Genomic DNA, 13,582 nt, shown 5'->3' on the forward strand with positions numbered 1-13,582 from the left:
CATGGCTTTCACGGAGAAACTGCTGCGGGTGCCACACCCGATCGAGGTGGGCGGCCGCAGCGTCAAGCGCTATCACGTCACCGCCGACCCCGCCGGTATCGATCCCGACATCGAGAAGGCCGCGTACGCGATCCTGCCCGAGCTCCTGCCCGAGCCGGACGGCACACCCCCGGCCACCTTCGTGGTCCTCCACCGGGGCGGGGACGACGGGGCTTATCTCATCGCGTACAGCTGGGTGTGGGACAACGTCCTGCACTCCGGCGGGGCGGTGGCGGGCCAGCCGGTGCTGGGCTGCCCGGACAGCGATCCCACACACTTCGTCCGGCTGGACCGGCCGCTGATCGGCTGCGTCTGGGAGCTGCCGCCCATCCTCCACGAACGCGACGCCTGGGTACGGCACATGCTCGCGCCCGAATCCCCCGACCTCGACGCCTACCTCGCCGACTCGTTCCCCGAGGGCACCACAGGAGACCGCTCATGAACGACTTCGACTTCCTCACCGGCACCTGGAACGTCGCCAACCGGTGGCGTACGGACTTCCTCGACGAAACGAGCGAATGGGAGGAGTTCCCCGCCGTCAGCCGCGCCTCCCGGCACTTCGAAGGCGGAGCGAACTTCGACGAGATCGAGTTCCCCACCAAGGGCTTCACCGGGCTCACCCTGCGGCTGTATGACACCGAACGCGAGCAGTGGTCCCTGTACTGGTCCAGCAATCGCACCGGCAAACTGTTCCCGCCGGTCATCGGCCGCTTCGTCGACGGCAGGGGCGAGTTCTACGGGGACGACACCCACGCGGGCAAGGAGGTCCGGGTGCGCTTCATCTGGTCGGGTACCACCGAGGATTCCGCCCGTTGGGAACAGGCGTTCTCAACCGACGAGGGAGAGACCTGGACGACCAACTGGATCATGGATCTCACCCGTAACTGATCCTGCGCGCGGCGGGGGTGCCGGGACGCGGGGCCGCAGCACGGGGTGCGGGGCCGTGGCGCGGGGGCGGGGCCGTGGCACGAGACGGCGGAGCTGTGGCGCGGGACGGCGGGGCCAAGACGCGAGGCCGTGGCGCGGGACGGCGAGACCGGTCACGGGGCCGGGACCCGCGGCGCGGCGACTGGAACGTCCCGCGCCCGGGACGGCGGGGCCGGGGGACGCGACCGGCTCCGCCGCCGGGGTGCCCGGCGACCGCCGTCCCGGCCGGCGAATCGCATCGTGACGGCCGCCTCAACGACCAGAGGAGGCCGGGTCTTGCGGTCTTAATATTCGGAGTCGTGTTCGGCAAAATGCCGGTTTTCCCGACGTGGAACCGTCCCTGTCCCACGTTGTAGATGTTGTGGCCGGGAGTAGGCCGAAGCCCCGTCCCTCCTGGCTATCTGTCCTGCCGAGTCCGTACGGAGAACCGGCGATCAGGCCGGCGGAGCACCCGTATCGCGTTCGGTGCCGCTCCTGATTCCAGTGCGGGAGGAACAGCATGAAGATCGAGAACTCTGTGGCGGTGGTGACCGGCGGCAACCGCGGGCTCGGCCGTCACTTCGTCACGCAGCTGATCGAACGCGGCGCGAAGGTGTACGCCGCCGCGCGCAACCCCGAGGCGGTCGACGTGCCCGGCGCGATACCGCTGCAGCTGGACATCACCAAGCCGGAGTCGGTGGCGAAGGCCGCCCAGACCGCGACCGACGTGACCCTGCTGATCAACAACGCGGGCATCTCCACCCACTCACCGCTGATCGACGGCGACTTCGACCAGATCCGCCTCGAGATGGAGACCCACTACTTCGGCTCCCTCGGCGTGACGCGTGCGTTCGCGCCGGTCATCGAGTCCAACGGCGGCGGTGCGATCCTCAACGTGCTGTCCATACTCTCGTGGGTGCACCCGCCGGACTACGGCGCCTACAGCGCCGCGAAGGCCGCGGAGTGGGCGATGACCGACGCGGTCCGGCAGCAGCTGGCCCCGAGGGGCATCCACGTCTCCAGCCTGCACGTCGGCTACATGGACACCGACATGGCCTCGTACGTCGACCCGGAGAACAAGGTCGACCCGGTCATGGTCGTCTCCACCGCCCTGGAGGGGATCGCCTCCGACACGGCAGAGATCATCGCCGACGAACGCAGCCGCATCGCCAAGCGGAACCTGGCCGCGCCCCTGACGGTCTCGGCCTGACCCGAGACGCCCCGGCTCCAACCCGATCTGCCCGCCCAGTCTGGTTCCGAGCGGGCGCGGCGACGGCGAGACCCTGGCCGGGCCCCGCCGTCGCCGCGTCGTGCTGTCCGCTATCGCACCAGGCCGAGGCCGGCGAGCGAGCGGTCGTACTCGGTGAACGACTGGTTGTTGTACGGCCCGTAGACCCAGGTACGCAGCGAGTCGGCCTTGGTGTCGATCTCCACCAGGCGCACCGGGTTGGTGGTGTTGGAGTGGAACGTCTGCAGGAACGAGTAGATCTTGTTCCCGTGCACGCCCGTGTCCACCCGGCTGCCCGCGACGCCGACGTGCCCGGAGAAGACGAACTTGATGTTGGCGTACTGCTTGATCAGGTTGTCGAACAGGTACTGCGGGCTGTTGGCTCCGTACGAGCCGCTCTGCTCGATGTTGCCGTTCCCGTCGATGTAGTCGTGCGTGACGACGACGACGTTGTGGTGCGGGTTCGCGGCGACGACGTTCTTCGCCCAGTTGACCACCTCGGTCCGCGGCCACAGCTCAAGGGTCATCACCAGCCACTGCACGCCGCCGGCCTCGTAGGTCGAGAAGGAGTTGTCGACCTTGCCCGCCTCGAACTGCCCCTTGACGGCGCCGTACTGCGCCGCGGTGAAGTAGCGGTTGAAAACGGTCGTGTCCCGGACGAGCTCCCGGGTGTGGGCGGGGTCACGAGCCGAGCCGCCGACACCGGTCGCCTGCGTGTCGTGGTTGCCGAGCGCCATCGAGTACGGCACCTTCGCCGACTCAAGCGCCCGCATCGCGTTCTGGGCGATCGCGTACTGCGAGTGATCGGGGGTGTCCCAGTTGACGACGTCGCCGGAGTGCGTCACGAACCGGAGGTCCAGCGCGGACTTGTTGCTGACCAGCCAGTCGGTACGGTTCCGGAAGCGGGTGTCGCTCGCGTTCAGGACCTCCTGCTGGGTGTCGGGCATGACGGCGAAGCTGAACTTGGTGTCGACGGTGGCCGGCGTCTCCATCCGGGCATAGGCCAGGTGGACGTTGCGGTCGCACGCCGCCGACCGGAAGTCGTTGATGAACTCAATCTTGACGTCGTGCCGGCCCGCGCCGACCGCAGTGCCCACCGGGTAGGTGCCATAGCTGGTGGCGCTGACGATCGTGGAGGTGCCGACGACCTTGCCGTCCACCGTCACGCGGATGGTCGGCCAGCCCTCGCAGTTGTCGCCGATCGCACCGACCGCCACCCGCCCGGAGCCGTCGATCGTCGTGGTGGCGTAACTGGAGTTACCCCACAGCGAGGCCTGGGTGCCCGACGCGGGCACCGGGGTGCCGGTCGCCGGGCGGATCGCCCCATCCGTCACGGTGAACTGCGAGGGGGTGTCGGCGCTTGCGACGCCGGCGAGACCGACTCCCGCCATCGCCATCCCCGCGACCACCGCGATCATCGCGGATCTGAGTCCCTTGATTCGCATCGCCAATCTCCTCCATGCACGTCACTTCCGCCGCTTGGACACTGGGATGGTAGGAAAGATCAGATACGGCAATGCAAATACCTGAAGCACATTCCAGATACACAAGACGTACTTCACGTCCGCCCACGTAACGGACCTCGATCACCTCCCCTGGAGCGGTCGCCGACCCCGATCAGGTACTCGGTAGTGCCCGGCAAACGGACGTCGGGCACCTTCCCGGGATCGGGTCACCGACCCCGATCAAGTGCCCGGTAACCGACCGCCGGCCCACCCACCGCCGACGGCCCTTCGCAAATTCAGCACGCGTTCGGAGCAGCCCTTCGACAAGCTCAACGCGTATTCAGAGCGGCCCTTCGACGAGCTCGGCACGCATTCGGAGCAGTCCTTCGACAAGCTGGGCGGCGTTCAGAGGAGATCGGCGTCGCGCACCTTCATGGCGACGTGGACCCGGTTGTCGGTCCCCAGCTTGGCGAAGATCCGGGTGATGTTCGCCTTCACGGTCGCGACGCTCACGTAGAGGCGTTCGGCGATTTCGGCGTTCGAGCTGCCCCGGGCCACCTCGATCGCGACCTCGCGCTCGCGCTCGGTGAGCCTGGCCAGCTCGCGCCGTGCCTCCGGACGTCGCGGCTCGTTCCTGCCGGTGGCCGCGGCGATCACCTGGTAGGTGACACTCGGCGACAGCACCGGCTCCCCCCTTGCCACGGCACGGACCGCCTCGATCATCTTCGGTGGCGGTGTGTCCTTCAGCAGGAAGCCGTCAGCGCCGAGTCGCAGAGCCCGCAGCACCATGTCGTCGGCGTTGAAGGTGGTGAGCACGAGGATCCGGGGCGGGTCCGGCTGGGCCAGCAGCAGCTCGGTGGTGATCAGCCCGTCCTGGTTGGGCATCCGGATGTCCATCAACACGACATCGGGCCGCAGGTCACGGATCACGTCCATGGCCTTCCGTCCGTCCTCGGCCTCGCCGACGAGGTCCAGGTCGGGCTCGCCGCCGAGGATGAGGCGCAGCCCGGTCCGAACCATCGGGTCGTCGTCCACGATCACCAGTCGGGTCACGATGTCAGGCCTCCCAGGGCAACCGGGCGTCGAGGATGAAGCGTCCATTCTGGACGGCATGGCTGAGAGTGCCGCCGGCCATCCGGGTCCGTTCGGCCAGGCCGACCAGCCCCAGTTTCCCGCCGGGACCCGCGGACGTCCCGGACGGTGCCGGGTTGCTCACCCGAATCCGCAGGCCGTCGCCCGGCCGCCCGTCGAGCTCGGCCGCCACCCGGCTGCCCGGCGCATGCTTGCGCGCATTGGTCAGGGCCTCCTGCACGATCCGGTACGCGTGCCGCCCGGTCTGCGTCGGCAGCAGCTCCCGGTTGTCGATGGTGTCGTCCACCTCGACCTCCTGGCCGGCGGCGCGCACCTCGTCGAACAGGGCGTCCACCTGGGCCAGGGTCGGCTGCGGGGCCTCCAGAGCGCCGTCGCTCCGGAGCTCACCGAGCACGGTGCGTAGTTCGTTCAGCGACTGGTGCGCGTTCTCCTGGATCGCCAGCGCGACCTCGCGGGTCTCCTCGGCGGAGAGGTCCGTCCGGTACGCCAGGCCGCCGGCGAGCATCGACAACAGGGAGATCCGGTGAGCCAGGACATCATGCATCTCCAGGGCGATCTGGGCCCGTTCGGCCAGCTTGGCCTGCTCGATCCGCTGCGACTGTTCGCGCTCCGCGGCCAGTGCCGCCTGTCGCTGTGAGGCGGCCAGGTCACGACGCCCGCGTAGGTACAGGCCGAAGACGGTCAGCCCGCCGAGGAAGACGGTTCCGCCCACCACGGAGATGACGGACGCCTGTTCGCTGCCGTGCAAGCTGGAGAACGCCACCAGGCACAGCCATGACACGACCGCGACCGGGATCAACTGACGCCACCGGCGATGCGTGCACAAGGATACGTACGCGACGTAGGCGGGACCGGTCGCCGTGCCGGAGAAGACGGTCAGCAGGGCGGTCGCCAGCGCGATCAGCACCGGCCGGCGACGCCGCCATCGCATCAGGACCAGCCCGACCACGCCGAGTCCCACGTCGACCAGTATCGGCACAACGTCGCGTTCCTGGTTCCCGGGGGCGGCCGCGACCAGGATGATGCCGTAGAACAGCATCGGCAGCACGGCACACAGGTAGCGCAGCGCGATGCCCTGCCGGTCCAGGGGCGGCTGGTACTCCTTGTGGTCGGCCACGGTCCCAGCCTAAAGACCACGGTGCCGGCACCCTAGCGACCTGGGTCTACATCCGGGTGGCCGCAGGTCCAGAACCGGGGCGACGGACCTAACCCTGCGCGCGGCACCCCTCGACCCGGGTCCGATGCTCGGCGGCCTCACATCCGGTGGACTGGATCAATGATCGAATTTCACCATGTCAGCAAGGTCTACAGAGGAGTGAAGGCACTCGACGACGTGTCCTTCACCGTCGGACCAGGAAGCGTCACCGGGTTCATCGGACCCAACGGGGCCGGAAAATCGACGGCCCTGCGCATCCTGGCCGGGCTCTCCCGCGCCACCTCGGGCTCGGCCACCGTGCTGGGCGAGCCGTACGCCGAGCTGGACTGCCCGGCCTCCCAGGTCGGCACGTTGCTCGACGCCGGCGCCCAGCATCCCGGCCGCACAGGGCGGGAGATCCTGACCCTGGGCGCGATGACGCTCGGCCTGCCGAGGTCGCGGGTCGGCGAGGTCCTCGACCTGGTCGGCCTGACCGCCCGGGAGAGCCGGCGGACCTTCGGCGGCTACTCGCTCGGGATGAAGCAGCGGCTCGGCATCGGTCACGCGCTCCTCGGCCGGCCCCGGGTGCTCATCCTGGACGAGCCCGCCAACGGTCTCGACCCCCAGGGCATCCAGTGGATGCGCGGGCTGCTCCGTGACCTCTCCGACTCGGGTTGCGCGGTTCTGCTCAGCTCGCACCTGCTGCACGAGGTGGAGCAGGTCGCCGACCACATCGTGATGATCGGCCGCGGCCGTGTCCTCACCCAGGGCGCCGCCGGCGAGCTCGGCCAGGGTCGGAGCCTCGAACAGACCTTCCTCGAACTGACCGCGAACACCGATCGGAGTGCGGCATGACCGCCACCCCCAAGACCGTCGGCATGACCACGAACGAAACCGTCACCCCCAAGACCACAGGCGTGACCACGGACGACACCGCCACCCCCGAAACCGCAGGTGTGACCACGAGCAAAACCGTCACTCCCAAAACCACAGCCGTGACCACGGACGACACCGCCACCCCCAAAACCACAGCCGTGACCATGACAGACGACGTCAACACCGTCGGCCCGAAGACCGCGGACATCCATCGGGCACCGGCACCGATCCCGTTCCACCGGCTGCTGGCGGTCGAGACCCGCAAACTCTTCGACACGCGCAGCGGCAAGATCATGACTGGGATTCTGGTCGCCCTGACCCTCGCGTCCGTCATCGGTCGCGGCGTCGTCTCCGGTCCGCAACTGCACGCCATGGTCGGCGCCGCCGGAATCGGCTTCGGGACCTTGCTCCCCGTGCTCGGCATCCTTACGGTGACCGGCGAATGGAGCCACCGCACCGCCCTGACCACGTTCGCGCTCGAACCCCGGCGACGGCGGGTGCTGGCGGCCAAATGCCTGCCTCCGTTGATCACGGCCGTGGCCGCCTCCCTGTTCGCGATACTGGTCGCGGTGCCGGTGACGGCCGTCGTCGCCGGTGTTCAGGGCGTCCCGGCCACCTGGGAAGTAGACCCTCTCGCCCTGCTGGGCTGGACCGGGACGGGCGTTCTCGTGGTCGCGGAGGGGCTCGCCGTGGGCATGCTGCTCCTGAACGCACCGGCCGCGATCGTGATCTGCCTGTCGACCCCGGTCCTGTGGAGCGCCGTCAGCGGGCTCGGTGCCACCGGCGAGGTCCTGGCCGAGTGGTTCGACCTGAACACCACCACCGATGCCCTGATGGCCGGTGACATGACCGGTGGCGACACCGCCCGGCTGGCCGTGTCGACGATCTTCTGGATCGTCATCCCGATGGCGGCCGGCGTGGTGCGCGTGACCCGCAAAGAGGTGACCTGACAGACAGTCCACCTGGTGCGCACGGTCCGCAAAGAGGTGCCCCGACAGACAGCCGGCGTGGTGCGCATAGTCCGCAAGGAGGTGGCCTGCCAGGGGGCGTACGCTCGTCCGCCCCGCGACTCTCGACGCGCGCCGCCGGTAGTTATGCTGACGGCAGGCATACGGCTTGCAGGGGGCGCGGATGGCTAGGCCCGGGATGCGCGCGACCGTGCGCGACGTCGCGGCGGAGACGGGCCTGTCGATAGCCACCATCTCGCGGGTCCTGAACGGGCAGGCCAACGTCGCCCCGCACACCCGGGAGCTGGTGCTACAGGCCGTCGGCCGCCTCGGAGACCAGGCACCCCGGCCGCGCGCCGGGCAGGAGACGATGGCCGGCGGCACGATCTACGTGCGCTGCCCCTATCTGCTGACCGACTACTTCGGGCTCATCGTCTCCTCCGTCGGTGAGACCATCGAGCTACACGGCGGGCAGATGATCCTGGGCACCGGCGAGTCGGGCCGGCACTCCCCCGCGATCTCCGGCCTGCCCGACCGCTCCGACATCGCGGGCGCGATCCTGATCCTTCCCCCGGAGCCGGGTGACGAGCTCGTACGGCTCCGTGACCGGCAGTTCCCCTTCGTGGTGATCGATCCCAGGACCCCGCTGCCCAAGAACATCGTGGCGGTGTCGGCCGCGCACTTCGCGGGCGCGCGCAAGCTGATGGCGCACGTGGTCGAGCTCGGCCACCGCCGGGTCGGCATCATGGGCGGTCCCGTGGAGTGGCTGCCCAGCGAGGCCAGGCTGGCCGGATACACCGCGTCGCTGGCCGACGTCGGCGTCCTGCCGTCGGCCGAACTGCTCCGCAACGTGCTGGAGCCCAACACCGAGAACGGCTACCGCGCGGCCTGCGAGCTGCTCGACCTGCCCGAGCGGCCGACGGCGCTGGTCGCGTTCAACGACAAGATGGCGGTCGGTGCGCTCTGGGCGGCGGCCGAGCGCGGTCTGAGCGTCCCCGGCGACCTGTCGGTCGCGGGTTTCGACGACATCGACCTCAGCCGGGCGACCCTGCCGATGCTGACCACGGTGCGCCAGCCTCTGCAGGAGATGGGCCGGATGGCGGTCACGCTGCTGATGCGGCTGCTCAGCCGGCACACGCTGGAGGCGTTGCACGTCTCCCTGGGGACCGACGTGATCGTTCGCGGCTCCACGGGTCCCGTCCCCGGCTGAGCGTTTGTTTCATTTGTTTCATTGTGGGTTGCCCCCCAGCTCGCGCGTTAAGTGCATGGATTTGGGCCTTGACAACCAATTTCACCATGTGTTGTCCTATGCCGTAACAGGTAAGTTTCTTATCTGTTACATTCGTTACAGTGACGACTCCCAGGTGAGGCACGTGGCCTGATTCGCACATCCTGGGACGTCGCGGGCCCAATCGCACCCCCCGAAGGGACCCCTGCCTTGTCTCGACCTCCCCGCCGGGCGCTCACCCTCGCCCTCGCCTGCGTCGCCGCCATCTGGGCGGTGGGGCCTGTCGCCGCCACACCTGCCCTCGCCGCGGGCGAGCCCGTGAACATCTGGCTCACCACCACCTCCGACGCGGGTGGCCGAACCGTCACGCGAGGTCTTCAGCAACAGGCCCCGATCGCCTTCGGTCCCGCCGGCGGCAGCGCCAACCAGACCATCACCGTCAACGAGGGAACCACCTACCAGCAGTTCGAGGGCGGCGGAGCCTCGATCACCGACACCACCGCCTACCTGCTGCGCGGCGGCCCGATCAGCGCGGCCACCCGCGACACCGTGATGCGCAAGCTCTTCGACCCCGTCGACGGCATCGGCCTGTCGTTCGTGCGCAACCCGATCGGCGCCTCCGACCTCTCCCGTCCGGGCAACGTCTCCCTCGACGACACCTGCTGCAACCTCAACGACTTCGGCGCCAACGGGTACGACACCAACGTGCGCCTGCTCACCCAGCAGGCCAAGTCGCTCAACCCGGCTCTGCGCGTCAAGGGCGTGCCGTGGAGCGCCCCCGGCTGGATGAAGGACAACGGCCGGATGGACCAGATGGGCTGGCTCAAGGCGGAGTACTACCCCATGTACGCCCAGTACCTGGTCAAGTACGTCCAGAGCTACCAGGCCGCCGGGATCCCGGTGAACTACATCTCGGTGCAGAACGAGCCCAACTGCTGTCAGGCGGGTAACCCGACCGCGATGAGCTACCCCGGCATGAGCTGGAACTCCTCCGGGCTGGCCGAGCTCACCAAGAACCACGTCTACCCGGCCTTCCGGGCCGCCGGCATCACGACCAAGGTGCTCGTCCACGACTGGAACTACGGCGACTACGCCGGTATGGGCGCCGGCGTGCTGAACGACGCGGCCGTGCGCAACGACCCGCTGTTCGGCGGCATCGCCTGGCACGGCTACGGCGGCGACCCCGCGGTCGGCACGCAGGTCCACAACCAGTATCCGGCCGTACGCCAGTTCAGCACCGAGCACTCGGGCGGCATGTGGGTCGGCAACCAGCACAACGACGACCTCTCCGACATCGTCAACTACACCCGCAACTGGAGCGGCAGCGTCGTCAAGTGGAGCCTCGCGCTCAACCAGAGCATGGGCCCGCACAACGGCGGCTGCGACACCTGCACCGGTCTGGTCACCGTCCAGGAGGGCGGCTCCCGCGCCGGCCAGGTCGACTACACCATCGAGTACTACACGACCGGCCACCTCACGAAGTTCGTCAAGCCCGGGGCGTTCCGGATCGACTCCACCGCCAACGCCACGATCCAGAACGTCGCCTGGCGCAACTCCGACGGCACCAAGGCCCTGATTGCGCACAACCGCGGCACCTCGGCCCAGTCCGTCCGGGTCAACTGGGGCAACCAGTCCTTCGTCTACTCCATGCCCGCCCGCACCACCGCCACCTTCACCTGGGGCGGCACCCCCGGCACCGGCAACCCCGGCGGCGGCACGGGTGGCACCGTCACCGGCCTGGCCGGCAAGTGCATGGACGTCGCCGGCGGCAGCAGCACGGACGGCACCGCCGTTCAGCTCTACACCTGCAACGGCACCACCGCCCAGCAGTGGACCCGCCCCGGCGACGGCACGATCCGCGTGCTCGGCAAGTGCCTGGACGTCGTCGGCAACGGCACGGCCAACGGCAGCCAGCTCCAGCTGTGGACGTGTTTCGGCGGCCCCAACCAGCAGTGGACCTACAACTCGGCGACCAATGACCTGGTGAACCCCGCCGCGAACAAGTGCGTGGACGTCACCGGCAACACCAGCGCCGACGGCGCCCGGCTCCAGCTGTGGAGCTGCACCGGCGCCGCGAACCAGAAGTGGACGATGTCCTGACCTGAGCGAGATACGGACGCGAACCCTCCGAACGGGGGGGTTCGCGTCTCGGCGGTCAGACCCACGGACGCCCACAACACCTCGCCGGCTGTGACCAGAGTTCAAGGAGAACGGCGGTGCCCGGTCGTCAGTTCACGGATCGGGCCGTACCGGGGCCGTCCTGAGCGGCCTGGTTCTGTTCGAGTTCGCCGTCGTAGTAGGTCAGGCCGTGGTGCGGCGGGGTTTCGGCGAGGGGCCAGGAGGTGTATCCGGTCCGGGCGCCGGGAAGTTCGACGGCGCCGGCGCCGTAGGTCAGGGCCAGGTCCAAGGTCGGATTCCAGGCCGACGGCGGGCAGGGGTCGAGGCCACCGCATAGCTTGGCGGCCGTGGCGGTCTGGAAGGAGATCGGGCCGCCCTTCGCCGCGATGTAGGCGTACATGTTGTGATAGCTGGTTGGACGGTCGGGGTCGAGCGAGTTGTTGCCGAGCACGCAGCGCTCGCCGAGCGAGGCGCGGCAGTAGTCGATCATCTGCTCGGTGAACGCGCTGTCGACCGAGCCCTTCCACGTCGTGGTGTTGATCCGCTGATAGGGATTGAACGCCAGGTAGGAACGGGTGCGCTGCCACACCTGGTGGGCGTCGATCTCGTCGCGATGGCACTGGTCGTCGGCCGCGGAGGTGTATCCCGCCGCTTCCAGCCCGGGCCGGTTCTCCGGCAGGTTCCCGGTCTGGCGAATGTACGGTTCGGCGAACTCGGTGGTGCACCGCGCGATGACGACGTCCAGGAGCCGGGGGTCGTCGTCGTACAGCGCGGCCAGCCTGTCCTGCAGGTTCTGATACGCCGTGCCGTACGCCGTGGTCCAGAAGCGGCCGATCGTGCCGATGACCTCGCCGTCGGAGTGCCAGGGGATCGGCGTCGCGCCGCCGAGTCGCTTGGCCCAGTCCGGTGCGTTGATCCCGCCGTACACCCGCAGGCGCACCGCCATCCCCGCGCCCTCGGGATCGGCCAGGGCCTGGTCGATCTGAGAGGTGTCCAGCGCGGCCCCGTGTCCGGTGCCCGGCTCCTCGACCGGTTGCAGGTCGCTCCAGTTCACCTTGATCACAAAGTTGTCGACGACCGGCGCGTACGCCGCGTTCGACGGCCCGTCGCGATCGATCAGCCCCCTCATGGGCTCCTTCAGCACAACGGGTTCATTGAGCGGAACAGACTCATTCGGAGCGACCGGGCCCGCCGCGCCGACGCAGGCCAGCGCAAGCACCGAGCACACCACCACATGGACGAGCCTCATGAGGCGACCCTTTCTCCCGCGAAAACGGTGAAGATCATGACTCAAGTCCACCATCATCCCCGCGCTGGGGGAAGACCGCGGTGAGAGGGACGGAGCGAGTGCGGCACCGCGCGGCTACCTCACTCAAGCCGTCCGATCCGACCGGCGCCGGAGCGGTAGGGTCTCGCCTCGGCGGACCCTGCCGCTCCGATGTTCCGAACGCGCCGGGCCTGCTATCGGCTCGGGATGACGACGGCGTCGGGGTTGCCGGGAGCGTAGACGGTGATGCCCTGGGGGAGGGACTTGAGCTTGTCGATCTCGGCGCAGGCGGGGCACTTGTCGTAGCCGTTCTGCCTGGCGCGGTTGGCCTCCGCCTCGGCCTTGGCCTGGTCCACCTTCGCCCGGGCCTCGGCGACGCCCGCGGCCGCCGCGAGGGAGCCGTCCACCGACTGCTGGACGCCCTGGGGCAGGGTCACCCGGACCAGGTTGAAGCGCAGGCCGGTGAGGAAGGCGCCGCCGAGCATCTGCGGGAGGTCGCGCTCCAGCGTGGCGTTGACCCCCGCCTGCACCTTGGCGACGTTGGCGTTGCTGCTCCTCGGCTCCAGCTCCGCCCCGCTGTCCAGCATCGCGCAGGAGGGCACCAGTTCGGCGCAGCGCAGGTCGCCGATCTGCACGCGCAGCGCGTTGTCGATCACCGGGCGGACGGCCTGGCCGAAGAAGGCCGACCATCCCGCGTCTCCCTCCCACGCGTAGTAGGACTCGTTGTCCTGCCCGCGGAAGGTACGGGTGCCGAAACCGTCGTCGAACCGTTTCAGGGTTTCCCGGTCGAGGTTGAGCGTGAAGTAGAGCGTCCCCTCGATGCCCAGGTTGACGCCGTCACTGCTGGGGGTCGTGACGAGGTCGACGCCGAGGGCGGTGGCGCGTTTGGGGTCGGAGGTGATGGTGTAAAAGCGTTGCTGGGCCGGATAGGGGTGAATGTCCGACCACAGTCCGGTCCAGGTGAGCCCGGACGCGGGATCGAGCACCTGCCTGATCCCGTTGTCGTCGAAGAGACCGCCGTCCCGGACGACCGCGACCTCGCCGGCCTGGGTGCTCGCGAAACCGGTGATCGCGCCGATCACGGTGGGGATCGTGAAGCCCAGGACCGCTGCCAGCAGGATGATCGCCATGATGGTGCCGAGTCTGCGCATCGCCTGCGCTCCTTGGATGGGGGGCATCTGCGTTCACCCCGATTATCCACAATCCCCTTATAGAATTGTTCAACAATCCTCCGAAATGTCCGACGCGGAAGACACATATTCGTACGGCGTGGCAGTCCGGCCCAGGGCGCGCCGCCGTCA

Annotated in this window: 12 protein-coding genes; 7 read left to right on the forward strand and 5 right to left on the reverse strand. The window is 68.8% G+C overall.

Features of this window, described 5'->3' with window-relative positions; translation table 11 throughout:
- Position 1 precedes the first annotated feature (1 nt).
- The 3 genes from DKM19_RS44605 to DKM19_RS44615 all read left to right on the forward strand — a co-directional run bounded on the left by DKM19_RS44605 (position 2) and on the right by DKM19_RS44615 (position 2,155).
- Entirely contained in the window at positions 2 to 481 is a 480-nt protein-coding gene (locus tag DKM19_RS44605) for a hypothetical protein (protein ID WP_110704693.1), read from the forward strand.
- Positions 478 to 927 (forward strand): hypothetical protein, encoded by a 450-nt coding sequence (locus DKM19_RS44610; RefSeq protein WP_110704694.1) that lies wholly within the window; start codon positions 478 to 480, stop codon positions 925 to 927. Before DKM19_RS44605 ends, DKM19_RS44610 begins: the two co-directional genes overlap by 4 nt.
- Before the next feature lie 538 nt (positions 928 to 1,465).
- A complete protein-coding gene (locus DKM19_RS44615; protein WP_110704695.1) occupies positions 1,466 to 2,155 on the forward strand; it encodes an SDR family oxidoreductase in 690 nt (229 codons plus the stop codon).
- A 110-nt stretch (positions 2,156 to 2,265) separates the two neighbouring features.
- On the opposite strand, the gene DKM19_RS44620 is transcribed toward DKM19_RS44615, so the two are convergent.
- From DKM19_RS44620 to DKM19_RS44630, 3 genes are all read right to left on the reverse strand, one after another.
- The gene (locus DKM19_RS44620; protein ID WP_110704696.1) at positions 2,266 to 3,618 is read right to left on the reverse strand and encodes a carbohydrate-binding domain-containing protein; all 1,353 of its coding nucleotides are present in this window, start codon (positions 3,616 to 3,618) and stop codon (positions 2,266 to 2,268) included.
- A gap of 405 nt (positions 3,619 to 4,023) precedes the next feature.
- Positions 4,024 to 4,671, reverse strand: a complete 648-nt coding sequence (locus DKM19_RS44625; protein WP_239513927.1) for a response regulator transcription factor — start codon at positions 4,669 to 4,671, stop codon at positions 4,024 to 4,026.
- 4 nt (positions 4,672 to 4,675) lie between these two features.
- On the reverse strand, positions 4,676 to 5,827 hold the full coding sequence (locus DKM19_RS44630; RefSeq protein ID WP_110704698.1) for a sensor histidine kinase: 1,152 nt from the start codon (positions 5,825 to 5,827) through the stop codon (positions 4,676 to 4,678).
- Between the two features lie 159 nt (positions 5,828 to 5,986).
- On the opposite strand from DKM19_RS44630, the gene DKM19_RS44635 reads away from it, so the two are divergent.
- The 4 genes from DKM19_RS44635 (at position 5,987) to DKM19_RS44650 (ending at position 10,996) form a co-directional block, all read left to right on the forward strand.
- Entirely contained in the window at positions 5,987 to 6,700 is a 714-nt protein-coding gene (locus tag DKM19_RS44635; RefSeq protein WP_110704699.1) for an ABC transporter ATP-binding protein, read from the forward strand.
- Positions 6,697 to 7,671 carry an ABC transporter permease subunit gene (locus DKM19_RS44640; protein ID WP_110704700.1) on the forward strand — a complete coding sequence of 325 codons (975 nt, stop codon included), beginning with the start codon at positions 6,697 to 6,699 and terminating at the stop codon, positions 7,669 to 7,671. Before DKM19_RS44635 ends, DKM19_RS44640 begins: the two co-directional genes overlap by 4 nt.
- Positions 7,672 to 7,852: 181 nt before the next feature.
- Entirely contained in the window at positions 7,853 to 8,878 is a 1,026-nt protein-coding gene (locus tag DKM19_RS44645; RefSeq protein WP_110704701.1) for a LacI family DNA-binding transcriptional regulator, read from the forward strand.
- A gap of 228 nt (positions 8,879 to 9,106) precedes the next feature.
- Positions 9,107 to 10,996 carry a ricin-type beta-trefoil lectin domain protein gene (locus DKM19_RS44650; protein ID WP_204358510.1) on the forward strand — a complete coding sequence of 630 codons (1,890 nt, stop codon included), beginning with the start codon at positions 9,107 to 9,109 and terminating at the stop codon, positions 10,994 to 10,996.
- Positions 10,997 to 11,123: 127 nt separating this feature from the next.
- Here the strand turns inward: DKM19_RS44650 and DKM19_RS44655 are convergent, their stop codons facing one another.
- Both DKM19_RS44655 and DKM19_RS44660 read right to left on the reverse strand, forming a co-directional pair.
- On the reverse strand, positions 11,124 to 12,143 hold the full coding sequence (locus DKM19_RS44655) for a hypothetical protein (protein ID WP_162642236.1): 1,020 nt from the start codon (positions 12,141 to 12,143) through the stop codon (positions 11,124 to 11,126).
- 332 nt (positions 12,144 to 12,475) lie between these two features.
- Complete coding sequence (locus DKM19_RS44660) at positions 12,476 to 13,432, reverse strand: SPFH domain-containing protein (RefSeq protein ID WP_239513928.1); 957 nt, start codon at positions 13,430 to 13,432, stop codon at positions 12,476 to 12,478.
- Positions 13,433 to 13,582 lie beyond the last annotated feature (150 nt).

Source organism: Streptosporangium sp. 'caverna', from assembly GCF_003203775.1.
Classification (GTDB): domain Bacteria; phylum Actinomycetota; class Actinomycetes; order Streptosporangiales; family Streptosporangiaceae; genus Streptosporangium; species Streptosporangium subroseum.